General features: G+C 71.0%; 19 protein-coding genes. 15 read left to right on the top strand and 4 right to left on the bottom strand.

The features are described 5' to 3' along the window. The first annotated feature begins 134 nt into the window (after nt 1-134). From OG252_RS36790 to OG252_RS36800, 3 genes are all read left to right on the top strand, one after another. Nucleotides 135-701: an SAV_6107 family HEPN domain-containing protein gene (locus tag OG252_RS36790; RefSeq protein WP_307674167.1), complete on the top strand. Its 567-nt coding sequence runs from the start codon at nt 135-137 to the stop codon at nt 699-701. A 269-nt stretch (nt 702-970) separates the two neighbouring features. Continuing rightward, the gene (locus OG252_RS36795) at nt 971-1,741 is read left to right on the top strand and encodes a methyltransferase (protein ID WP_329341633.1); all 771 of its coding nucleotides are present in this window, start codon (nt 971-973) and stop codon (nt 1,739-1,741) included. A gap of 274 nt (nt 1,742-2,015) precedes the next feature. Next, nucleotides 2,016-2,408: a DUF3040 domain-containing protein gene (locus OG252_RS36800; RefSeq protein WP_266440945.1), complete on the top strand. Its 393-nt coding sequence runs from the start codon at nt 2,016-2,018 to the stop codon at nt 2,406-2,408. Nucleotides 2,409-2,663: 255 nt separating this feature from the next. Here OG252_RS36800 and OG252_RS36805 read toward each other — a convergent pair whose 3' ends face one another. The 4 genes from OG252_RS36805 to OG252_RS36820 form a co-directional block, all read right to left on the bottom strand. Continuing rightward, entirely contained in the window at nt 2,664-5,060 is a 2,397-nt protein-coding gene (locus tag OG252_RS36805; RefSeq protein WP_329341635.1) for a transglutaminase TgpA family protein, read from the bottom strand. After that, nucleotides 5,057-6,421, bottom strand: a complete 1,365-nt coding sequence (locus OG252_RS36810; RefSeq protein ID WP_329341637.1) for a DUF58 domain-containing protein — start codon at nt 6,419-6,421, stop codon at nt 5,057-5,059. The genes OG252_RS36805 and OG252_RS36810 overlap by 4 nt, the downstream gene beginning before the upstream one ends. Next, nucleotides 6,421-7,455 carry an AAA family ATPase gene (locus tag OG252_RS36815; protein ID WP_266440952.1) on the bottom strand — a complete coding sequence of 345 codons (1,035 nt, stop codon included), beginning with the start codon at nt 7,453-7,455 and terminating at the stop codon, nt 6,421-6,423. Before OG252_RS36815 ends, OG252_RS36810 begins: the two co-directional genes overlap by 1 nt. A 248-nt stretch (nt 7,456-7,703) precedes the next feature. After that, a complete protein-coding gene (locus OG252_RS36820) occupies nt 7,704-8,252 on the bottom strand; it encodes a beta-class carbonic anhydrase (RefSeq protein WP_266440954.1) in 549 nt (182 codons plus the stop codon). A 422-nt stretch (nt 8,253-8,674) separates the two neighbouring features. On the opposite strand from OG252_RS36820, the gene rsmH reads away from it, so the two are divergent. From rsmH to pgeF, 12 genes are all read left to right on the top strand, one after another. Then, nucleotides 8,675-9,634, top strand: a complete 960-nt coding sequence (gene rsmH / locus OG252_RS36825) for a 16S rRNA (cytosine(1402)-N(4))-methyltransferase RsmH (RefSeq protein WP_266440956.1) — start codon at nt 8,675-8,677, stop codon at nt 9,632-9,634. Nucleotides 9,635-9,695: 61 nt separating this feature from the next. Then, complete coding sequence (locus OG252_RS36830) at nt 9,696-10,250, top strand: septum formation initiator family protein (protein WP_329341639.1); 555 nt, start codon at nt 9,696-9,698, stop codon at nt 10,248-10,250. 5 nt (nt 10,251-10,255) lie between these two features. Then, the gene (locus OG252_RS36835; protein ID WP_443068447.1) at nt 10,256-12,205 is read left to right on the top strand and encodes a peptidoglycan D,D-transpeptidase FtsI family protein; all 1,950 of its coding nucleotides are present in this window, start codon (nt 10,256-10,258) and stop codon (nt 12,203-12,205) included. Nucleotides 12,206-12,378: 173 nt separating this feature from the next. Beyond that, nucleotides 12,379-13,899, top strand: coding sequence for a UDP-N-acetylmuramoyl-L-alanyl-D-glutamate--2,6-diaminopimelate ligase (locus OG252_RS36840; protein WP_266448616.1), 1,521 nt, complete (start codon nt 12,379-12,381; stop codon nt 13,897-13,899). A gap of 4 nt (nt 13,900-13,903) precedes the next feature. After that, complete coding sequence (locus OG252_RS36845) at nt 13,904-15,319, top strand: UDP-N-acetylmuramoyl-tripeptide--D-alanyl-D-alanine ligase (protein ID WP_329341643.1); 1,416 nt, start codon at nt 13,904-13,906, stop codon at nt 15,317-15,319. Further along, the gene (mraY, locus tag OG252_RS36850; RefSeq protein ID WP_266448620.1) at nt 15,319-16,389 is read left to right on the top strand and encodes a phospho-N-acetylmuramoyl-pentapeptide-transferase; all 1,071 of its coding nucleotides are present in this window, start codon (nt 15,319-15,321) and stop codon (nt 16,387-16,389) included. The genes OG252_RS36845 and mraY overlap by 1 nt, the downstream gene beginning before the upstream one ends. Further along, nucleotides 16,371-17,789: a UDP-N-acetylmuramoyl-L-alanine--D-glutamate ligase gene (gene murD / locus OG252_RS36855; protein ID WP_329341645.1), complete on the top strand. Its 1,419-nt coding sequence runs from the start codon at nt 16,371-16,373 to the stop codon at nt 17,787-17,789. The genes mraY and murD overlap by 19 nt, the downstream gene beginning before the upstream one ends. 67 nt (nt 17,790-17,856) lie before the next feature. Further along, nucleotides 17,857-19,209: a putative lipid II flippase FtsW gene (ftsW, locus tag OG252_RS36860; protein WP_266440975.1), complete on the top strand. Its 1,353-nt coding sequence runs from the start codon at nt 17,857-17,859 to the stop codon at nt 19,207-19,209. Between the two features lie 6 nt (nt 19,210-19,215). Further along, nucleotides 19,216-20,313, top strand: coding sequence for an undecaprenyldiphospho-muramoylpentapeptide beta-N-acetylglucosaminyltransferase (murG, locus tag OG252_RS36865; RefSeq protein WP_266440979.1), 1,098 nt, complete (start codon nt 19,216-19,218; stop codon nt 20,311-20,313). Nucleotides 20,314-20,351: 38 nt separating this feature from the next. Further along, a complete protein-coding gene (gene ftsQ / locus OG252_RS36870; protein ID WP_266440983.1) occupies nt 20,352-21,146 on the top strand; it encodes a cell division protein FtsQ in 795 nt (264 codons plus the stop codon). 279 nt (nt 21,147-21,425) lie between these two features. Then, the gene (gene ftsZ, locus OG252_RS36875; RefSeq protein ID WP_266440986.1) at nt 21,426-22,628 is read left to right on the top strand and encodes a cell division protein FtsZ; all 1,203 of its coding nucleotides are present in this window, start codon (nt 21,426-21,428) and stop codon (nt 22,626-22,628) included. Then, nucleotides 22,625-23,356, top strand: coding sequence for a peptidoglycan editing factor PgeF (gene pgeF / locus OG252_RS36880; RefSeq protein WP_266440990.1), 732 nt, complete (start codon nt 22,625-22,627; stop codon nt 23,354-23,356). Before ftsZ ends, pgeF begins: the two co-directional genes overlap by 4 nt.

Here is a 23,356-nt window from a genome sequence, read left to right on the forward strand (position 1 = left end):
CAAAAACTAACCCGAACTTCAGATCGAAGCAAAAGCCCAGGTCAGAACGGATTGTCAGTGGCATACCTCACGATGGGCACATACGGCACCCCGTTTCGGGGCGAAGCCGTCACACAGACGACAGGAGGTTCGTCATGGCCACCTACAACGCAGCCGCCGCCCGCCGGCGCCGCGCCACCGGCCCTGCCCCCTCACTGACCGGCCCGGCGAGTGACGTGCACCCCGTGCTCCGCCGGACAACCGCCCCACCGGCCGCCCTCGATCTGCTCGCCCAGGCCCGCGCCGGTCTCGACGAGGCGGCGACCCTGGAGACGTCGAACGAGCGCTATGCGACAGCCCACTTGGCCGCCCTGCGCACCGCCGCCGCCGTGCTCGCCGCGCGGGGGCGCCCCGAGCCCACCCCCCGACGCCGGGCCCGCATCCGGAGTGCCTGGGAAGTGCTCCCCGAGATAGCGCCCGAACTCGCCGAGTGGAGCGCGCTCTTCGCCTCCGGAGCCCGGCGCCGCGCCCGGGCGGAGGCGGGCATCCAGGGCGCGGCCAGCCGTCGGGACGCCGACGACCTGATACGCGACGTGGCGATGTTCCTGCGCCTCGTCGAGCGCATGCTGGTACTCCAGCCCGTCCTGCCCCAGCCACGCCAGGACGCGGAGCAGCCGGAGGACCAGGACACCACCGACCGCGACTTCCCGGACGCGGGCTGAGAGCCCGGTCGGCCGCCTGTGATGGACGTGTCACCGTGTCCTCGTCTCGCCGTCACCGATCGCGCGGACCACCGCTGCGGCACAGCGGAAAGGCCCCGAGTCCGCCGTGTGAGACGGCCCGGAGGCGCGAGACCGCGGTGACCGGCCAGGGCACCGGAGGCAATAGGGTGGGAAGCGCCTGAAGCTTCCCTTTCCCGCAGCCGGGGCAGGGAGGCGCCCCGTTCGCGCCGCCGTGCCAGAGGCGGTGCCGCGCCGAGGAGTCAACTGCCGTGCCGGACCCGATGCGCCCCCGCGCCTCTCTCCGTACCGCCGTGGTCTGGGAGGTCCTCCAGGACGCCCTCGACCGCCGGGTCAAGGCCACGGGTCGCCAGGCGCTGGACGTCCTCGACACCGGAGGCGGCAGCGGCAACTTCGCCGTGCCGGTGGCCCGCCTCGGCCACCGGGTCACCGTCGTCGACCCCAGCCCGAACGCTCTGTTCGCGCTGGAGCGCCGCGCCGCCGAAGCCGGCGTCGCCGACCGTGTCCAGGGCGTTCAGGGCGACGCCCACGGCCTCTTCGACGTGGTCGAGCGCGGCGGCTACGACGTGGTGCTGTGCCACGGCGTGCTGGAGTACGTGGACGACCCCGCCGAGGGCGTCCGCAACGCGGTGGCCGCGCTGCGGACCGAGGGCGTCCTCAGCCTGCTCGCCGCCGGCCTCGGCGGCGCCGTGCTCGCGCGGGCCCTCGCCGGCCACTTCAAGGAGGCCAAGCAGGCCCTCGACGACCCGAACGGCCGCTGGGGCGAGGGCGACCCCGTACCGCACCGCTTCACCGCCGAGCAGCTCACCGAACTGGTCCAGGGTGCGGGCCTCACGGTCGGCGCCGTGCACGGCGTACGAGTCTTCGCCGACCTCGTTCCCGGGGTGCTGGTCGACACCGAGCCCGGGGCGGTGGAGGCGCTGCTGAAGCTGGAGGAGGCGGCCGCCGAGCTGCCCGCCTTCCACTCCGTGGCCACGCAGCTTCATGTGCTTGGCGTGACGTCAGGGGCCACCGAGGGCTGAGCCCCACTTGTGCTGTGCTGCTGATCAGGGACTTGGGCGCACATGGAGTACGCCACAGGCCCCCCGATCTGACGCTCTGCGCCGTATGATCGAGGGAGACCGCCCGGCATGACGGGTCGGCTCCTGGGGAATGGAAGCCTCAGCGGGCCGAGACGCTCATGGCGGATTCGGTTGGCTAATTGGCGTAGAGGGGCGGGTTTCACGGGGGCGATTCCCTGCCTATCCTGAAGGGACCCCCGGGTCGCCCCGGCGACTGCACGATGAGGAGGACTCCGTGCCGCTCTCGGAGCACGAGCAGCGAATGCTCGAGCAGATGGAGCGAGCGCTGTACGCCGAAGATCCCAAGTTCGCGACAGCGCTCGAGGGAAGCGGGCTGCGTACGTACACCCGGCGACGGGTCTACCAAGCGGTCGCTGGCTTCCTCGTGGGTATCGCGCTCCTCATGGCCGGTATGGTCGCCAAGCAGGTCTGGCTCAGCGTGGTGGGCTTCCTGGTCATGCTGGGCTGTGCGGTGCTCGCGGTAACCGGCTGGCGCAAGGCCCCCAAGCCGGGCGAACAGCCCGCCGGTGGCCCGCAGCCCCGTGATCAGGGACGGCAGCGGCGCTCCATGATGGACCGCATCGAGCAGCGCTGGCAGCGGCGCCGCGACGAACAACAGGGCCAGTAGCTCGACGAACAGCTCTCGCCTGTTGCGTGAGGGGGTGACCACCACCCAGGTGGTGGTCACCCCCTCACGCATGCCCTCATCCGGGCGCCTGGCAGTCGGCCGGCAGCCGGCTGGTCGCCACGGCTCCCAACGGCTACGGCTGCCGCCTGACCGTGATCCCGCTGCCGGCACAGTGCACTGCGGGCCCCGAGTCGTGTCACGACTCGGGGCCCGCAGTCTGCTGAACCGTATTCCGCCGGACCCGCCGGCCCTGCCTCAGCCCTGCTGACCCGAGGGCCTGCGCAGGTTGGGACGGGCCGCCGCCGCGCGGGACCTCACGTCCGTCCACCAGTCCGACAGCGCCCACACCACCCGTGCGGTGGAACGCGGGGCGACGACCGCACGCAGCTTGGTTCCCCGGCCGACCGTGCTCCGCAGTCCGTCGATCGCCAGGCGGACGTCCTGCGCGAGCCCCGCGGTCGGGCGTGGCCGTGGCGCGTAGAGGACCTGTTCCACGGCGTCCGCCACCCGGTGCACCGCGGCCGCCGCCGTGGGGTCGAGATGCCCGAGCCGGACGATCCTGGCGGCCGCCTTGCGCGGGGTCTGCGACTCGTCCGGCAGGATCCCGTGGTCCCACGCCGTGTCGGTCAGCTCCAGCCAGACCGCCAGGGTGTGCCGTGCCGCGTCCGCCTCCGTACGGCCGTGCGCGCCCAGTCGTACGGACCGGTTGCGCAGTCGCCACAGCATCGGCGCCGAGGGGATCGCCAGGGCCAAGGCCAGGCCTCCGAGGGCCAGGAGCAACGCCCAGTACCACTTCAGGCCGTCGTCACCACCGCCCAGCGCGGCCGCCGGGGTCTCGCTCTCGCAGGCCTCCAGCTTCTTCTGCTCCGCCGTGCAGCTCTCGCTCGTCGAGGGCGCCGCGGAGGGTGCCGTGGACGTCTCGAGGGACGGCTGGGTCACGTCCGGGAGCGTGCTTCCGGTCGCGTCCGGCACGGTGTACGAGGGCACCGAGCCGCGGTTCGGAGTCGGCTCGAAGCGGGTCCAGCCCACGCCCTCGAAGTACAGCTCGGGCCAGGCGTGGGCGTCCTTCAGCCCCACCGACACCGAACCGTCCGCCTGCGGGGACCCCGGCGCGAAGCCCACCGCGACCCTGGCCGGTATGCCCAGGGACCGGGCCATCGCCGCCATCGCGAAGGAGAAGTGGACGCAGAAGCCCTGCTTGTCCCGCAGGAAGCGGGCGATCGCCTGCGAGCCGCTGCCGACGTCCACCTGGGTGTCGTACTCGAAGCCGCCGGTGACGGCGAAGTAGTCCTGGAGCGCGACCGCCTGCTCATAGGGGTTCTTGGCGTCCGCCGTGATCTCGCGGGCGGTGCGGGCCACCACGCCCGGCAGGGAGTCCGGCAGCTCGGTGTAATCGCGTTCCAGGGCCGGGGGCGGCGGCGGAGCGGCGATGAGCTGCTCCGCGGTCGGGCGCACGTCCAGGCTCTTCACCTCGTACGTCGCACCGCGCGTGGTCTGGCCCTTGTCGCCGACCAGCGTCATGCCCTCGGGTTCGTAGCGCCAGTCGCCGTTGATCTGCACGCCGCTGGGCGGGTACGGCATCGGCAGCCACGTCTGCGCGTATGTGCCCGACGCCGAGATGGTGGTCTCGATCTCCGCGCGCTTGACGTCCGCGCCCAGGCCGCGGGGCGTCGGGAACGCGCCGTCCGGAACGGCGGTGATGGACCGCTTGGACGGCTTCCAACTGGTGCCGTCGAAGGTGTCCAGCGACACGATGCGCAGGTAGAGGTTCGAGAGGTCCGTGTTGTCGTCGGTCTTCAGGGACAGGACCTGGCGGTCCTCGTCCACGTTCAGATCGTCCCGCAGGGTCACCAGCGGGTTCACCGCGGAGATCGTGCCCCCGCCGCCGCTGCCGGAGCCCACGCCCGTCCCGGTGGCGTCCAGCAGGCCGCCGTTCATCGCGGGCAGGGCGAGCGGGACCACGAGGGCGACGCCCAGCGCGACCACGCCGATGCGGCGGCCGGTGCGGACGGGGGCCACCGGGCCGCCGGACTCAGCGCCCGGAGTGCGCGATGCCCCGCCGAAGACCCGGCCCCACTGCGAGAGCCGCTCCCGTCCCTCGGCCAGGAGCAGCAGCAGATAACCGGCCGCCGCGACCAGGAACCACAGCCAGTCGGCGCCGCCGTCGGACAGCCCCGCGGCGACGGAGTACAGCGCGAGCAGCGGCAGGCCGGCCGGGGCCGCGCTGCGGAAGGTCACCGCGAGCGTGTCCACCACGAGCCCGATCACCAGCACCCCGCCGATGATCATCAGCCGGATGCCGTCGGACGTCAGCGGCGCCGGAATCGCGTACCGGGCGATGTCGTCGCTGCCCTGTTGCAGCAGGTCGGAGAAGCGCACGAAGGCTTCGGGTCCCGGGAACAGCCCCAGGAAGGCCTGCTGCCGGGCGAAGACGAGACTCAGCAGCATCAGCGTGACCAGGGCCTGCGCCGCCACGGTCAGCGGCCGGGCCAGCGGCACCCGCCGGGTCGCCGCACCCACGCCCGTCTGTATCCCGAGCAGCAGCGCGGCCTGCAGGATCCAGGTGGCCGGCTCGACCAGCGGAAGCAGGGCGCACGCCGCCATCAGCGTGGCCGCCCAGGCGCACAGCGCCAGTCGTGCCCGCCCGCTCATGCCGACCCCTCCCCGCCGCCGGCCGCACCGACACCCGTACGGTCCCGGTCGGCCTGACGCCACAGTTCGTTCAGGGAAGCGCCCCGCGGCACGCTCAGCGCCGTCCAGCCCGCCTCGCGCAGCATCCGCAGTCGCTCCCCGCTCCTGTCCAACGGGCCGGGCACGTCGCTCGGTTCCCGCACCCAGGTTTCGCTGTCCAGCAGGAACGCGACCGCTCCGCCGCTGCGCTGCCGCATCTTGGCGGCCACCGCGGCCTGTTCCTCGTCGAGGTCGCCGAAGAAGGCCACCAGCAGCCCCTCGTTCCCGCCGCGCAGCACGTCGTACGCCCGCGACAGGCCCGTGCCGTCCGAGTGGTCGATCACCGCGAGGGTGTCCATCATCAGCCCGGCGGCGTCCGCTGACTCCTGGCTCGCGCCCGCGAAGCCGTCGGCGCCCTCGCTGGGCACCGAGTTGCCGGTGTCCGTCAACAGTCGCACGGAAAAGCCCCGTTCGAGCATGTGGACCAGGGTGGACGCGGTGCCCGACACGGCCCACTCGAAGGCCGATTCGGGGCCCGCGCCCTGGAAGGCGAGGCCCCGGGTGTCGAGGAGCACCGTGCAGCGGGAGCGCTGGGGCTGCTCCTCGCGGCGCACCATCAGCTCGCCGTAGCGCGCGGTGGAGCGCCAGTGCACCCGGCGCAGGTCGTCGCCGTAGCGGTACCCGCGCGGGATGATGTCGTCGTCGCCGGCCAGGGCGAGTGAGCGCAGCCGTCCGTCGCCGTAGCCCTTCGCCTCGCCGGTCAGCCGTACCGGCGGGAGCGGCTCCACGCGCGGGATCACCGTCAGGTTGTCGTACGTCGAGAAGGACCGGGTCAGCTCGCACATGCCGAACGGGTCGGTCAGGCGCAGCTGCAGCGGGCCCAGCGGGTAGCGGCCGCGCAGGTCCGAGCGGACGCGGTAGGACACCTCGCGGCGGCCGCCCGGCTCCACCCGGTCCAGCACGAAGCGGGGACGGGGGCCGAGGACGTAGGGCACCCGGTCCTGGAGCATCAGCAGGCCCGTGGGCAGCCGCGAGACGTTGTCCATCCGCAGATGGACGCGGGCCTCGCTGCCGGCCGGCACGCGCGCGGGGGAGAGCCGGCGGCTGCCGGCCACCCGGTAACGCGTGCGGTAGAGCACGGTGGCGCAGATCAGGGGCAGCACGGCCAGCAGCAGTCCGACCCGCAGCAGGTCGCTCTGCCCGAGGACGTACGCGCAGATGGCCGCGGCTATCCCGGCCGCGAAGAAGGAGCGGCCACGGGTGGTCAGACCCGCCAGGGCCGTGCGCACACCGCCCTGGTCGCCCCGGTCGGGCTCCGCGTGCCCGGTCGCCCCGGTGCTCATCACAGCCTCCGCGGCGGCTGCTGGCCGTAGGGCGTAGCGGGACGGCCCACGCCGATGCCGCCCTGCTGGGGTGCCGCGGGCACCGGGGTGTGCTGGAGGATCTCCTGCACGACCTGCTCCGCCGTACGCCGGTTCAGCTGGGCCTGCGCGGTGGGCAGCAGCCGGTGGGCCAGCACCGCGACGGCGAGTGCCTGCACGTCGTCCGGCAGCGCGTACTCCCGGCCGCTGAGAGCGGCGGACGCCTTCGCCGCGCGCAGCAGGTGCAGCGTCGCGCGCGGGGAGGCGCCGAGTCTCAGGTCGGGGTGCGTGCGGGTGGCGGCGACCAGGTCCACCGCGTACCGCCGGACCGTTTCGGCGACGTGGACGCCGCGGACGGCGTCGATCAGTTTCACCACGTCGTGTGCGTGCGCCACCGGCTGGAGGTCCTCCAGAGGGCTCGCCCCGCCGTGGATGTCGAGCATCTGCAGCTCGGCCTCCGCGCTCGGGTAGCCGATGGAGACGCGGGCCATGAAGCGGTCGCGCTGGGCCTCCGGCAGCGGGTAGGTGCCCTCCATCTCGACCGGGTTCTGGGTCGCCACCACCATGAAGGGGCTGGGCAGCTCGTAGGTCTGCCCGTCGATGGTGACCTGCCGCTCCTCCATGGACTCCAGAAGGGCGGACTGGGTCTTCGGCGAGGCACGGTTGATCTCGTCGCCGATCACGATCTGCGCGAAGATCGCCCCCGGCTTGAACTCGAAGTCCCGGCGCTGCTGGTCCCAGATGGACACACCCGTGATGTCCGAGGGCAGCAGGTCGGGCGTGAACTGGATACGCCGCACCGAACAGTCGATGGAGCGCGCCAACGCTTTGGCGAGCATGGTCTTGCCCACGCCGGGGACGTCTTCGATCAGAAGATGCCCCTCGGCGAGCAGTACGGTCAGCGAAAGCCGTACGACCTCGGGCTTGCCCTCGATCACACCCTCCACGGAACTGCGGACACGCTCCACAGTGGCGGTCAGATCAGTGAGGCTCGCTCGATCGTCATAGGTCGTCACCCGGCCCTCCTCGGCCCGTTCTTTCCGGGCCGACGCGCTCGATGCGTGACCGGCCCACCCCGAAACACGGACACCACGCGTGAATAGTTCCGCGTGACGCCACACCCGCATTCTTGCTGCCGTTACCGATTCGTGTCACTCGCCTGTGGACAACTGCCCGCACTATGTCGGGTCTTACGCCGTTTTGGGCACCCTGTGGCTCGAAATCAACAGCGAAACGACAGCTGCGGTGGACGGTTACGGGTGTTTTACGCGGGGTCGATCTCGCGCAGCAGGCCGGTCTTCACGTCGAAAACGAAGCCGCGGACGTCGTCGGTGTGCAGCAGAAAGGGCGAGGTGCGCACCCGCTGCATCGACTGCCGTACGTCCTGGTCGACGTCCCGGAAGGCCTCCACCGCCCAGGCGGGACGCTGGCCGACCTCCATCTCCAGGTCGGTGCGGAAGTCCTCGGTGATCGCCTCCAGGCCGCAGCCGGTGTGGTGGATGAGGACCACGCTGCGCGTGCCGAGCTTGCGCTGGCTGATGGTGAGCGAGCGGATCACGTCGTCGGTGACGACCCCGCCCGCGTTGCGGATCGTGTGGCAGTCGCCGAGTTCCAGACCGAGGGCGTCGTGCAGGTCGAGACGTGCGTCCATGCAGGCCACGACGGCGACGCCCAGCACGGGACGGGCGTCCATCCCGGGGTCGGCGAACGCGGCCGCGTACCGTTCGTTGGCGTCCACGAGGCGGTCGGTGACGGTGCCGCGGCGGGCTATGGCGCCTTCGGGGCTTGTGGGAACCGATGCAGAAGTCGTCATACCCATGACGGTACTGGTCACGCTGTTTCCGGTCCTGTCGTGAGAAAGGAAAAAGAGCGTTATCACGTGCTCACTGTGAGGTAACCCACAGGAGTGAGACCGATACGTCCGTGCGAGGGATTTCTCCCGGTTTGCCGCATCGAGCTCACGCCGGAGCGCGACGCGCAGGCCGGTTGATTGACCGCGCGACACCGTGGACTAAAGTGACGCGAAGCGGGAGGCGAGGTCTCCCTGCGGACTGTTTTCCCCGGAGACCCCGGCGATTTTCCGGAGATCTCCCCACGTGCGCGGCGCGTACGTACGGCTCGGCCTCCTCCCGCTCCCGGTCGGCTGACGCTTTCGGCGCCGGCAGGCCTCCCCTTCATGAGCGGGCGGGGACCCGGCGGTGCGTACGGCGCCCGCGTCGGACCTGAGAGGCCCAGTTGAGCCAGAGTCGACACGTCCCGGTGATGCTCCAGCGGTGCCTGGACCTGTTGGCCCCCGCCCTTCAGGAGCGGCCGGGAGCGGTCGTCGTCGACTGCACCCTCGGTCTCGGCGGCCACAGCGAGGCTCTCCTGGCGCGGTTCCCCGAGGCCCGGCTCGTCGCCCTCGACCGCGACAAGGAGGCGCTGCGCCTGTCCGGCGAGCGCCTCGCCCCGTACGGGGAGCGCGCCACCCTCGTGCACGCCGTGTACGACGAGCTGCCCGAGGTACTGGACAGGCTCGGCATCGCGCGCGTGCAGGGCGTTCTGTTCGACCTCGGTGTGTCCTCCATGCAGCTCGACGAGGCCGACCGCGGCTTCGCCTACGCGCAGGACGCCCCGCTCGACATGCGCATGGACCAGACGACCGGCATGAGCGCCGCCGAGGTCCTGAACACCTACCCGCCCGGCGAGCTCGTCCGGATCCTCAGGGCGTACGGCGAGGAGAAGCAGGCCAAGCGGATCGTGTCCGCGATCGTGCGCGAGCGGGAGAAGGAGCCGTTCTCCAACAGCGCGCGGCTGGTGGAGCTGATCCGGGACAGCCTGCCGCAGGCCGCCAAGCGGACCGGCGGCAACCCGGCCAAGCGCACCTTCCAGGCCCTGCGCATCGAGGTCAACGGCGAACTCTCCGTCCTGGAGCGGGCGATCCCGGCCGCCGTGCAGGCCCTCGACGTCGGCGGACGCATCGCCGTCCTGTCGTACCACTCGCTGGAGGACCGGCTGGTCAAGCAGGTGTTCGCGGCGGGCGCCGCCACCACCGCGCCGCCCGGCCTGCCCGTGGTCCCCGAGCGCTACCAGCCCCGGCTCAAGCTGCTCACACGCGGTGCCGAACTTCCCACCGAGGAAGAGGTCGCCGAGAACCGGCGGGCGGCACCGGCGCGACTGCGCGGGGCCGAACGCATCAGGGAATCCATCGAGTGAGGGGCGTGAGGGGCGTGAGGGGCGTGAGCGAGTTGGGGAACCGGACTCCGGGGGAGGGCGCATGGGCAGGAAACCCCAGCTGAGGGGCAGGGCCGCCCGTCTCGCGCGGCTCTTCCCGGTATCGGCTGGCTCCGGACAGGCGGCCCGCACTCCCTTCGTCCTCCTCGTCGTCCTGCTCCTCGGCGGCGGTCTCATCGGGCTGCTCGTGCTGAACTCGGCGCTCAGCGAAGGGTCCTTCAAGCTGGACGACCTCCAGAAGGAGACCCAGAGCCTCACCGACGAGGAACAGTCGCTCCAGCGGGACATCGACGCCTACTCCGCTCCCGAGGCCCTCCAGCGCCGCGCCCGCGAGCTCGGCATGGTGCCCGGCGGCGACCCGGCCTTCCTGAACCCCGACGGCACCGTCAAGGGCGTACCGAGCCCCGCCTCCGGCGCCGAGCCGGCCTCGATGGGCGTCCCCCTCGTCCTCGCCCCCGAGGCGATGGACACCGCGACCGCCCCGCCCCCGACGACGGACACCGCCCAGCCGGTCCAGCCGACCGACGCGCCCCCCTTCTCCCCGTCCCTCACGACCCCGACAGTGACCCCGACCCCGACCTCGACCCCCGGCAGGTGACGGAAGTGTCCGACAGGGAACCACCGCGCCGCCGCGTGCCCGGGCCCGCCCGCCCCGCCGCCCAGCGCCGCCCGGGCCCCGGCGCCCGCCCGGCCCGCCGCCCGGCGGCGCCCCGCCCCGCGGCCCCCCGCGTCATCCGGCTGGGCAGCCCCCGCCCCCGGCTGCGCATGGTCGGCCTCGCGCTGACCCTCGTACTGATCGCCTTCGTCGTACGACTGCTCCAGGTGCAGGCCGTCGACGCGAGCACGTACGCCGCCAAGGCCGAGCAGAACCGGTACGTCGGCTACACCCTGGCCGCCGAGCGCGGCGGGATCACCGACCGCGACGGTGTGGCCCTGGCGACCAGCGTGGACGCGTACAACATCACCGCGGACCCCACGCTGTTCAACCGGAAGCAGCTGAAGATCGACGACGGACCCGAGCAGGCGGCCGCCCTGCTCGCCCCGATCCTCGGCCAGGAGCAGGACGCGATCGTCAAGAAGCTCAGGCCGGCCGACAGGAACAGCCGCTACGCCGTGCTCGCCAACCGCCAGACCCCGCAGGTCTGGAAGCAGATCAAGGACCTGAAGACCGCGCTGGCCACCAAGGCCGAGACCGACCCGAGCGCGGTCAACGTCCTCGCGGGCGTCCTGGCCGTCCCCACCAGCAAGCGCGTGTACCCGAACGGCGATCTCGCCGCTGGGATACTGGGCTGGGTCAACGCCGAGGGCAAGGGCGGCGGCGGGGTCGAGCAGCAGCTGAACGGCCTGCTCGCCGGCAAGGACGGCAAGATCCGCTACGCCCAGTCCGGCGGCCGCCAGGTGCCGACCGCGGGCTCCGCCGAGACCCCCGCGGTGCCCGGCAGCGATGTCGAGCTCACCATCGACCGGGACATCCAGTGGGCCGCGCAGAACGCGATCACCCAGCAGGTCGAGGCGTCCAAGGCGGACCGCGGCTATGTGATCGTGCAGGACACGCAGACCGGCCAGGTCCTCGCCATGGCCAACTCGCCCGGCTTCGACCCGAACGACCTGTCCACGGCCAGCTCCGTGAACATGGGCAACGCGGCACTCCAGGACGCGTACGAGCCCGGCTCCACCGCGAAGGTCATGTCGATGGCCGCCGTACTGCAGGAGAACGTCGCCACGCCCGACACGCAGGTCGTCGTGCCCAACCGGCTGCACCGCGGCGACCGGCTCTTCAAGGACGACATCGACCACCCCACCTGGTACCTGACCCTCAACGGCGTGCTCGCCAAGTCCAGCAACATCGGCACGATCCTCGCGACCGGCCAGCTCGGCAAGACCCAGCCCGAGGCCAACCAGGTCCTGTACTCCTACCTGCGCAAGTTCGGTCTCGGCAGTTACACCGGGCTCGGCTTCCCGGGCGAGACGCCGGGCATCCTCGCCGCGCCGGACAAGTGGTCGACCTCGCAGCAGTACACGATTCCTTTCGGCCAGGGCGTGTCCATCAACGCGATGCAGGCGGCGTCCGTCTACTCGACCATCGCCAACGGCGGCGTACGCGTCGAGCCCACGCTCGTGCGCGGCACGAAGGGCCCCGACGGACGCTTCACGCCGGCAGCGCAGCCAAAGGAGACAAGGGTCGTCAGTGCCAAGACGGCCAAGACCCTCGCCCGGATGCTGGAGTCCGTCGTGGACGACGTGGAGGGCACCGGCACCAAGGCCCGCATCCCCGGCTACCGGGTGGCGGGCAAGACGGGCACGGCCAACCGTGTGGATCCGGCCACCGGCAAGTACAAGGGCTACACCTCGTCGTTCGCCGGATTCGCCCCCGCGGACAAGCCCCGCATCACCGTCTACTGCGCGATCCAGAACGCCACCGAGGGCAGCTACTTCGGCGGCCAGATCTGCGGTCCCGTCTACAAGCAGGTGATGGAGTTCGCCCTGAAGACCCTCCAGGTACCGCCCACCGGGGCCAAGGCCGCGAACCTACCGGTCACCTTCAAACCCTGACCAGTCCTGTTCAGCACGGAACCCCCAGGAACCAGCTCGTGACGACGATCACCCCCGATTCCGGCAACCAGGGCGCCCCCGGCGCCTCACTTCGCCCCGAGGCGGGTGAGCCCGGTACGCTCACCGCCGTGCCACACGCTGATCAGTCCCAAACCACCCAGAAGGGCGCACCCGTGACATATCCGGGGCCGCCCAGGCCGGTCCAGGTCTCCGCCACACCCCTCGCGGAACTCGCCGATCAGCTGGGTGTCACCGCACCGGAAAGTACCGCCGAGGTCACGGGCATCACCCACGACTCCCGCGCGGTCCGCCCCGGCGACCTGTACGCCGCCCTCCCGGGCGCCCGCCTGCACGGCGCCGACTTCGTCACCCAGGCCGCGGGCCTCGGCGCGGTCGCCGTGCTGACCGACCCGACGGGCGCCGAGCGCGCCGCGGCGACCGGGCTTCCGGTCCTGGTCGTCGACCACCCGCGCGCGGAGATGGGCGAACTGGCGGCCACGATCTACGGCCATCCGGGCCCCGATCTGCTCCAGATCGGCATCACCGGCACCTCCGGCAAGACCACCACCGCCTATCTCGTCGAGGGTGGCCTCAAGACGGCCAGGTCCACCGGACTGATCGGCACGGTGGAGACGCGCATCGGCGACGAGCGCATCAAGTCCGAGCGCACCACCCCCGAAGCCACCGACCTCCAGGCCCTGTTCGCCGTCATGCGCGAGCGCGGCGTCGAAGCGGTCGCCATGGAGGTATCCAGCCATGCCCTGGTCCTCGGCCGGGTCGACGGCTGCATCTTCGACATCGGCGTCTTCACCAACCTCAGCCCGGAACACATGGAGTTCCACTCCGACATGGAGGACTACTTCCGGGCCAAGGCACAGCTGTTCACGCCGAAACGCAGCAGGCTCGGCGTGGTCAACTTCGACGACGAGTACGGACGCAGGCTGGCCAAGGAGGCCACCGTCCCGGTCGTCACCTTCTCCGCCGAGGGCCACCCGGACGCCGACTGGCGCGCCGAGGAGGTCCAAGTCGGCCCCATGGACTCGACGTTCACGGTGATCGGCCCCAAGGGGGAGCGGATCACCGCCAGGGCGCCGCTCCCCGGGACCTTCAACGTGGCCAACACCCTCACCGCGATCGTCGCCCTCGCCGCCGCCGGCCTCGACCCGCAGACGGCCGCCGACGGCATCGCCGCCGTGCCGGGCGTGCCGGGGCGCCTGGAGCGGGTGGACGCGGGGCAGCCGTACCTCGCGGTCGTGGACTACGCCCACAAGACGGACGCCGTCGAATCGGTGCTGCGTGCGCTGCGCAAGGTCACCGAGGGCCGGCTGCACCTCGTGCTCGGCTGCGGCGGCGACCGTGACAGGACCAAGCGCGGGCCGATGGGCGCCGCCGCGGCCCGGGGCGCCGACACCGCCGTACTGACCTCCGACAACCCCCGCTCCGAGGACCCCCTCGCGATCCTCGCAACCATGCTCGAGGGCGCGGCGTCCGTACCAGCACACGAGCGCGGCGAGGTCCAGGTCTTCGAGGACCGGGCCGCCGCGATCGCCGCCGCCGTGTCCCGCGCACGGCCCGGAGACACCGTGCTGGTCGCGGGCAAGGGCCACGAGCAGGGCCAGGACATCGCCGGGGTGGTACGTCCGTTCGACGACCGCCAGGTGCTTCGCGAAGCTATCCAGAAGACCCAGGGATGAACTTGTGATCGCCCTCTCTCTCGCCGAGATCGCCTCAGTCGTCGGCGGGCAGACGCACGACATACCGGATCCGTCCGTCCAGGTCACCGGACCGGTCGTCCGGGACTCCCGGGAGGCCGGGCCCGGCACCCTCTTCGTCGCCTTCGTCGGCGAGCGGGTGGACGGCCACGACTTCGCCCAGGCGGTCGTACAGGCGGGCGCGGTCGCCGTACTGGCGTCCCGCCCCGTCGGCGTGCCCGCGATCGTCGTCGAGGACGTCCAGACGGCTCTGGGCGCCCTCGCGCGTCATGTCGTACGACGGCTCGGCGCGACCCTCGTCGCCCTCACCGGCTCCGCCGGGAAGACCAGCACCAAGGACCTGATCGCCCAGGTGCTCCGGCACAAGGCGCCGACGGTGTTCACGCCCGGCTCGCTCAACAACGAGATCGGGCTGCCGCTGACCGCGCTCAGCGCCACCGAGGAGACGAGGTTCCTCGTCCTGGAGATGGGCGCCCGCGGCATCGGCCACATCCGCTACCTCGCCGACCTGACCCCGCCGAAGATCGGCCTCGTACTCAACGTCGGGACCGCCCACATCGGCGAGTTCGGCGGCCGCGAGCAGATCGCGCAGGCCAAGGGCGAGCTCGTGGAGGCCCTCCCTTCGGCGAGCGAGGGCGGCGCGGCGGTCCTCAACGCCGACGATCCCCTCGTACGGGCCATGGCATCCCGTACGAAGGCGAAGGTGATCCTTTTCGGAGAGTCCGGCGAAGCGGACGTACGCGCCGAGAACGTGAGACTCACGGACAGCGGACAGCCCGCCTTCCTGCTTCGAACACCCTCCGGTGCAAGCGAAGTGACCATGCGCCTGTACGGTGAGCACCACGTGTCGAACGCGCTCGCCGCGGCCGCCGTCGCCCATGAGCTGGGCATGTCCGCGGAAGAGATCGCCACCGCGCTCTCCGAGGCGGGCTCCCTCTCCCGCTGGCGTATGGAGGTCACCGAGCGCCCGGACGGCGTGACGGTCGTCAACGACGCCTACAACGCGAACCCCGAGTCCATGCGAGCCGCCTTGCGCGCGCTCGCGGCCATGGGCAGGGGGCGGCGGACCTGGGCGGTGCTCGGCAAGATGGCCGAGCTCGGGGACGAGGCGCTCGCCGAGCACGACGCGGTCGGACGGCTCGCCGTCCGGCTCAATGTCGGCAAGCTCGTCGCGGTCGGGGGCAGGGAAGCGTCCTGGCTGCAACTGGGCGCATATAACGAGGGTTCGTGGGGTGAGGAGTCGGTGCACGTGTCCGACGCACAGGCGGCGGTCGACCTGTTGCGCAGCGAGTTGCGCCCGGGAGACGTCGTACTCGTGAAGGCGTCCCGTTCGGTCGGCCTGGAAAGCATCGCCGAGGCGTTGCTGGCAACCGGTGCCGAGGGTGAGGTTTCCGCCCGATGATGAAGCAGATCCTGTTCGCAGGAGTCATTGGCCTCTTTCTGACCCTGGTCGGCACCCCGCTGCTGATCAAACTCCTTGCCCGCAAGGGCTACGGCCAGTACATCCGCGACGACGGCCCGCGCACGCACGGCAGCAAGCGCGGTACGCCGACCATGGGCGGCATCGCCTTCATCTTCGCGACGGTCGCCGCGTACTTCCTGTCGAAGGTCATCACCGGCTACACCCCGACCTACTCCGGTCTGCTCGTGCTCGGCCTGATGGTCGGCATGGGCCTGGTCGGCTTCCTCGACGACTACATCAAGATCGTCAAGAGGCGTTCGCTGGGCCTGCGGGCCAAGGCGAAGATGGCCGGCCAGCTGATCGTCGGCATCAGTTTCGCGGTGCTCTCGCTGCAGTTCGCGGACGTCCGCGGCAACACCCCGGCCTCCACCAAGCTGTCGTTCATCACGGACTTCGGCTGGACGATCGGCCCGGTGCTGTTCGTCGTCTGGGCGCTGTTCATGATCCTCGCGATGTCGAACGGCGTGAACCTGACGGACGGTCTGGACGGCCTCGCCACCGGCGCCTCCGTCCTGGTCTTCGGCGCCTACACCTTCATCGGCGTCTGGCAGTTCCAGGAGTCCTGCGCCAACGGTGAGAGCCTGACCAACCCGGGCGCCTGTTACGAGGTGCGAGATCCGCTCGACCTCGCGGTGATCGCCTCCGCGCTGATGGGCGCCTGTCTCGGCTTCCTGTGGTGGAACACCTCGCCCGCCAAGATCTTCATGGGGGACACCGGTTCGCTGGCGCTCGGCGGTGTGCTCGCCGGTCTCGCGATCTGCTCCCGCACCGAGCTGCTGATCGCCCTCCTCGGCGGCCTGTTCGTCCTGATCACCATGTCGGTGGTCATCCAGGTCGGCTCCTTCCGCATGACCGGGAAGCGCGTCTTCCGAATGGCGCCGCTGCAGCACCACTTCGAACTCAAGGGGTGGTCCGAAGTCCTTGTGGTGGTCCGCTTCTGGATCATCCAGGGCATCTGTGTGATCGTCGGCCTGGGCATCTTCTACGCGGGATGGGCGGCGGAGAAGTGACCGACTGGCAGGGCAAGCGCGTCACCGTCGCCGGGCTCGGCGTCTCCGGCGTCCCGGCCGCCAAGGTGCTGCACGAACGCGGCGCTCTCGTCACGGTCGTCAACGACGGCGACGACGAGCGGGCCCGCGCCCAGGCGGCCGAACTGGAGGCGCTGGGCATCACCGTGCGCCTCGGCGACGGCGCGACCCTGCCACCGGGCACCGAACTCATCGTCACGGCCCCCGGCTGGAAGCCGGACAAGCCGCTGTTCGCGGCCGCTCACGAGGCCGGCGTGCCGGTCTGGGGCGACGTCGAACTCGCCTGGCGGCTGCGCGGCCCCGACGCCGCGCCCTGGCTCGCCGTCACCGGCACCAACGGCAAGACCACGACCGTCCAGATGCTCGCCTCCATCCTGAAGGCGGCGGGCCTGCGCACGGCCGCCGTGGGCAACATCGGCGTCTCGCTCCTCGACGCGGTCCTCGGCGAGGAGCACTACGACGTCCTCGCGGTGGAGCTGTCGAGCTACCAGCTCCACTGGGCGCCCTCGCTGCGCGCCCACTCCGCCGCCGTACTGAACCTGGCGCCCGACCACCTCGACTGGCACGGCTCCATGGAGGCCTACGCCGCCGACAAGGGCCGTGTCTACGAAGGCAATCGCGTCGCCTGTGTCTACAACGTCGCCGACAAGGCCACCGAGGACCTGGTGCGCGCGGCGGACGTCGAGGAGGGGTGCCGGGCCGTCGGCTTCACCCTCGGTGCGCCCGCGCCCTCCCAACTCGGCGTGGTGGACGGCATTCTGGTCGACCGGGCCTTCGTGGAGGACCGGCAGAAGAACGCCCAGGAGCTCGCCGAGGTCTCCGACGTCAACCCGCCGGCCCCGCACAACATCGCCAACGCCCTTGCGGCGGCCGCCCTCGCGCGTGCCTTCGGGGTGCCCGCGGCGGCCGTACGGGACGGTCTGAGGGCCTTCACGCCGGACGCCCACCGGATCGCGCACGTGGCCGACATCGACCAGGTCGCCTACATCGACGACTCCAAGGCGACCAACACCCACGCGGCACAAGCCTCGTTGGCGGCCTACGAGTCGATCGTGTGGATCGCCGGCGGCCTGGCGAAGGGCGCGACCTTCGACGAACTGGTGGCGGGGGCGGCGAAGCGGCTGCGGGGCGTCGTCCTCATCGGGGCGGACCGTGCCCTCGTCCGCGAAGCGCTGGCCCGACACGCGCCGGAAGTACCCGTCGTCGACCTCGACCGGACCGACACTGGGGCGATGCTCCAGGCAGTCCAGGAGGCGCAGCGCCTCGCTGCCGCAGGCGACACGGTCCTGCTGGCCCCGGCCTGTGCCTCCATGGACATGTTCACCAACTACAACCAGCGCGGTGACGCGTTCGCGGAGGCGGTTCGCGAACTCGGCGCCTGACCCGGCCGCCTGCCGGGCGGACCTTGGGAGGGACGCGTGGGACCGTCGACGTACAGTGAGGTCTGCGATGCCCGGTAGCCGAACCGGGCGGCCGCCCGTGCAGCGGGCCGTCAGACGTCCCGCCGCCCCCCGGGCACCGCGCGAGAACCCGCTCCTCGGCCTGTACCTGCGCGCCCGCCGCGCCTGGGACCGGCCGCTGACCGCGTACTACCTGATCCTCGGCGGCAGTCTGCTGATCACCGTGCTCGGGCTGGTGATGGTCTACTCGGCCTCCCAGATCACGGCCCTGCAGATGTCCCTGCCGGGCTCGTACTTCTTCCGCAAGCAGCTCCTCGCGGCCGTCATCGGCGGGGTGCTGCTGCTGATCGCCTCCCGGATGCCGGTGAAGCTGCACCGGGCGCTCGCCTACCCGATCCTGGCCGGTGCCGTCTTCCTGATGGCCCTGGTACAGATCCCGGGGATAGGGATGTCGGTCAACGGCAACCAGAACTGGATCTCCCTCGGCGGTTCCTTCCAGATCCAGCCCAGCGAGTTCGGCAAGCTCGCGCTCGTGCTCTGGGGCGCCGACCTGCTCGCCCGCAAGCAGGACAAGAAGCTGCTGACCCAGTGGAAGCACATGCTGGTGCCGCTCGTGCCGGTCGCCTTCATGCTGCTCGGGCTGATCATGCTCGGCGGCGACATGGGTACGGCGATCATCCTCACCGCGATCCTGTTCGGCCTGCTGTGGCTGGCGGGCGCACCGACCCGGCTGTTCGTCGGCGTGCTGTCGATCGCCGCCACGCTCGGTGTGATCCTTATCAAGACCAGCCCCAACCGCATGGCCCGGCTCCAGTGCATCGGCGCCACCGAACCGAGGTCCGGGGGAGCCGACTGCTGGCAGGCCGTGCACGGCATCTACGCGCTGGCCTCCGGCGGCCTCTTCGGTTCCGGGCTCGGCGCGAGTGTGGAAAAATGGGGCCAACTCCCGGAAGCGCACACGGACTTCATCTTCGCCGTGACCGGTGAGGAACTGGGCCTGGCGGGGACGCTGTCCGTGCTCGCCCTCTTCGCGGCTCTAGGCTATGCGGGTATCCGCGTGGCCGGACGCACGGAGGACCCCTTCGTGAGGTATGCCGCGGGAGGTGTGACCACCTGGATCACCGCTCAGGCGGTGATCAACATGGGTGCGGTGCTCGGCCTGCTGCCGATCGCCGGTGTCCCCCTCCCGCTGTTCTCCTACGGGGGTTCCGCCCTGTTGCCGACCATGTTCGCCATCGGGTTGCTGATCGCGTTCGCGCGTGAGGATCCCGCTGCGCGGATGGCGCTTTCGATGCGGCAACCCCGCTTTGGTAGAAAGCGGGCGGGAGGCCCTGTGCGGGGGCCTCGGAGATGGAACACGATGCGACGGCGTGCCCCGGCACGTACGTCCGGAGAGCGGTGAATTTCGGTGCATGTCGTACTCGCCGGTGGGGGGACCGCCGGCCACATCGAGCCCGCGCTCGCCCTCGCGGACGCCCTGCGCAGGCAGGACCCCACCGTGGGAATCACGGCCCTGGGCACGGAGCGGGGCCTTGAGACCCGGCTCGTACCGGAGCGGGGTTATGACCTCGCGCTGATCCCCGCGGTACCGCTGCCACGCCGGCCCACTCCCGAGCTGATCACCGTCCCGGGCCGGCTGCGCGGCACGATCAAGGCCGCCGAGCAGATCCTGGAGCGCACCAAGGCGGACGCCGTCGTCGGCTTCGGCGGCTACGTGGCGCTGCCCGGCTACCTCGCCGCCAAGCGCCTCGGCGTGCCGATCATCATCCACGAGGCCAACGCCCGGCCCGGCCTCGCCAACAAGATCGGCTCGCGGTACGCGGCCAAGGTCGCCGTCTCCACCCCGGACAGCAAGCTGCGTGACGCCCGCTACATCGGCATCCCGCTGCGCCGCTCCATCGCCATCCTGGACCGGGCGGCCGTGCGCCCCGAGGCGCGCGCCGCCTTCGGGCTCGACCCGAACCTGCCGACGCTGCTGGTCTCCGGCGGCTCGCAGGGCGCACGCCGGCTCAACGAGGTGGTCCAGCAGGTCGCGCCGTACCTCCAGCAGGCCGGGATCCAGATCCTGCACGCGGTCGGCCCGAAGAACGAACTGCCGCAGGTGCAGCAGATGCCGGGGATGCCCCCGTACATCCCGGTACCGTACGTGGACCGGATGGACCTCGCGTACGCCGCGGCCGACATGATGCTCTGCCGTGCGGGCGCGATGACCGTCGCCGAACTCTCCGCCGTCGGGCTCCCGGCCGCCTATGTCCCGCTGCCCATCGGCAACGGCGAACAGCGGCTGAACGCCCAGCCGGTGGTCAAGGCCGGCGGCGGACTCCTGGTCGACGACGCGGACCTGACGCCCGAGTGGGTGCAGCAGAACGTCCTGCCCGTGCTCGCCGACCCGCACCGGCTGTTCCAGATGTCCCGCGCAGCCGGTGAGTTCGGCCGCCGGGACGCCGACGAGCTGCTCGTCGGCATGGTGTACGAGGCGATCGCCGCCAGTCGTGCACACCGATAGGACTGTATACGGGCCCGTATGACCGGAAGGCAGGGAGCGTGGCCGGATCGACGACCGCCGAACGCGGTGAACGCCAACAGGAGTCGTCCGGCCCGCCGCCCGCCCGAAGGCTCATCCCGCCGCGACTTCGTACGATCATCATCCTCGCCGTCGCGCTGGTGCTCGTCGGCGCCGGTTCCGTCTGGGTGCTGTACGGCTCGAACTGGCTGCGCGTGGAACGCGTATCGGTCTCCGGAACCAGGATTCTGACGCCCGCCGAGGTGCGCGAGGCCGCCGACGTCCCGGTCGGCGCTCCGCTGATTTCCGTCGACACCGATGCGATTGAGGCGCGTCTGCGGCGGAAATTGCCCCGAATTGACGTGGTTGACGTAGTGCGTTCCTGGCCCCATGGAATCGGACTGAAAGTGACGGAGCGCACTCCGGTTCTGCTTGTCCAAAAGGGCGGAAACTTTGTCGAAGTGGACGATGAAGGTGTCCGATTCGCCACGGTTTCCGAAGCCCCGAAAGGCGTCCCCGCACTCGAATTGACACTGTCCCAGCCAGGCTCCCGCGCCGCGAGCCTGCGCCGTTTCGGCGAGGACCGATTGGTGCGGGAGGCGGTCCGTGTCGCCGGTGCCATTCCGGCCGCCGTCGCGCAGCGGACCCAGGCCCTCAAGGTGCGTTCGTACGACGAAATCTCGCTGGAGTTGAGCGGCGGCCGGACCGTCTCCTGGGGAAGTGGCGAGAAGGGTGCCGCGAAGGCCCGTACGCTCACGGCTCTGATGAAAGCCTCTCCCGAAGCTCGGTACTTCGACGTCAGCGTTCCCACCGCGCCCGCGTCATCAGGGAGTTGACGCACATCCGCGCAGGCCAGCACCCTGGTTGGGCAGCGCTACGCCTGATCACATAGGGTGAAAAGAAAAACGGGAGGTTCGGCGTGTTCGTTGAACGTGCGCCACTTGTCGACTTAGTGTCCTGTTCAGAAGACTCCAGGGAACAGACACACTGGTAACCCTAAACTTCAACGTTAGGGTTCGGGTCGGCGATACGGACCGTCCCAATCGGCATCAGTCGTCGGACCGCGGCAAGGCCGCGAGGCGGCGACACGTAACTCGAGGCGAGAGGCCTTCGACGTGGCAGCACCGCAGAACTACCTCGCAGTCATCAAAGTCATCGGTGTCGGCGGCGGTGGTGTCAATGCCATCAACCGGATGATCGAGGTCGGTCTCAAGGGCGTCGAGTTCATCGCCATCAACACCGACGCGCAGGCGCTGTTGATGAGCGACGCCGACGTCAAACTCGACGTCGGCCGCGAACTCACCCGCGGACTCGGCGCCGGAGCCAACCCGGCTGTCGGCCGCAAGGCCGCCGAGGACCACCGCGAGGAGATCGAGGAGGTCCTCAAGGGGGCCGACATGGTCTTCGTGACGGCCGGTGAAGGCGGCGGCACCGGTACCGGCGGCGCGCCCGTCGTGGCCAACATCGCACGCACGCTCGGCGCCCTCACCATCGGCGTGGTCACGCGCCCGTTCACTTTCGAGGGACGGCGCCGCGCGAACCAGGCCGAGGACGGCATCGCCGAACTCCGCGAAGAGGTCGACACCCTCATCGTCATCCCGAACGACCGGCTGCTGTCCATCTCGGACCGCCAGGTCTCGGTCCTCGACGCCTTCAAGTCGGCGGACCAGGTCCTGCTCTCCGGTGTTCAGGGCATCACCGACCTCATCACCACGCCCGGCCTGATCAACCTCGACTTCGCCGACGTCAAGTCGGTCATGTCCGAGGCCGGTTCGGCCCTCATGGGCATCGGCTCGGCCCGCGGCGACGACCGCGCGGTGGCCGCCGCCGAGATGGCGATCTCCTCGCCGCTGCTCGAGGCGTCCATCGACGGCGCCCGGGGGGTCCTGCTCTCCATCTCCGGCGGCTCCGACCTCGGCCTGTTCGAGATCAACGAGGCCGCCCAGCTGGTGAGCGAGGCCGCCCACCCCGAGGCCAACATCATCTTCGGCGCGGTCATCGACGACGCCCTCGGCGACGAGGTCCGGGTCACCGTGATCGCGGCCGGCTTCGACGGCGGCCAGCCGCCGGCCCGCCGGGACACCGTCCTCGGTTCGTCCTCGTCGTCCTCGTCCTCGGGCCGCCGCGAGGAGCCCACTCCGGTACGGCAGACCGAGAGCCGCCCGTCCTTCGGCTCGCTCGGCAGCGTCACGCCGAAGGAGGAGGAGTCGGCCCCCGAGCCGGTGGCCGACCTTCCGGTCTCCCCGCCGGTCCCGCCGTCGCGCTCCTACTCGGACAGCGCGGCCGAGGAACTGGACGTGCCGGACTTCCTGAAGTGATAGGGCAGCGCGAGAGCGTGAGCGGCGCGCACTTCGCCTTCACCGACCGGTGGGGCGGGGTGGGCGCCGCTCCGTATGAGGAGCTCAACCTCGGCGGTGCGGTCGGTGACGACCCCGAGGTCGTGGGGACCAACCGCGAACTGGCCGCCAAGTCCCTGGGGCTCGACCCCGCTCAGGTGGTCTGGATGAACCAGGTGCACGGGGCCGACGTGGCGGTGGTGGACGGACCCTGGGGTTCCGCTTCGGAGATCCCCTCGGTCGACGCGGTCGTCACCGCCCGGCGCGGACTCGCCCTCGCCGTTCTGACCGCCGACTGCACGCCCGTCCTGCTGGCCGACCCGGTCGCGGGGATCGCCGCCGCGGCCCACGCGGGCCGGCCCGGCATGATCGCCGGGGTCGTCCCCGCCGCCGTGCGGGCCATGGCGGAGCTCGGCGCCGAGCCGTCCCGGATCGTCGCCCGCACCGGACCCGCCGTCTGCGGCCGGTGCTACGAAGTGCCGGACGCCATGCGCGCCGAGGTCGCGGCCGTCGAACCGGCGGCACACGCCGAGACGAGCTGGGGTACCCCCGCGGTCGACGTGACCGCCGGGGTGCACGCTCAGCTCGAGCGGCTCGGGGTGCGCGACCGGGAGCAGTCGCCGGTGTGCACGCTGGAGTCGGGCGATCACTTCTCATACCGCCGCGAGCGCACCACGGGGCGACTCGCGGGATATGTCTGGCTGGACTGA

The organism is Streptomyces sp. NBC_01352, assembly GCF_036237295.1.
Taxonomy (GTDB): Bacteria; Actinomycetota; Actinomycetes; order Streptomycetales; family Streptomycetaceae; genus Streptomyces; species Streptomyces plumbiresistens.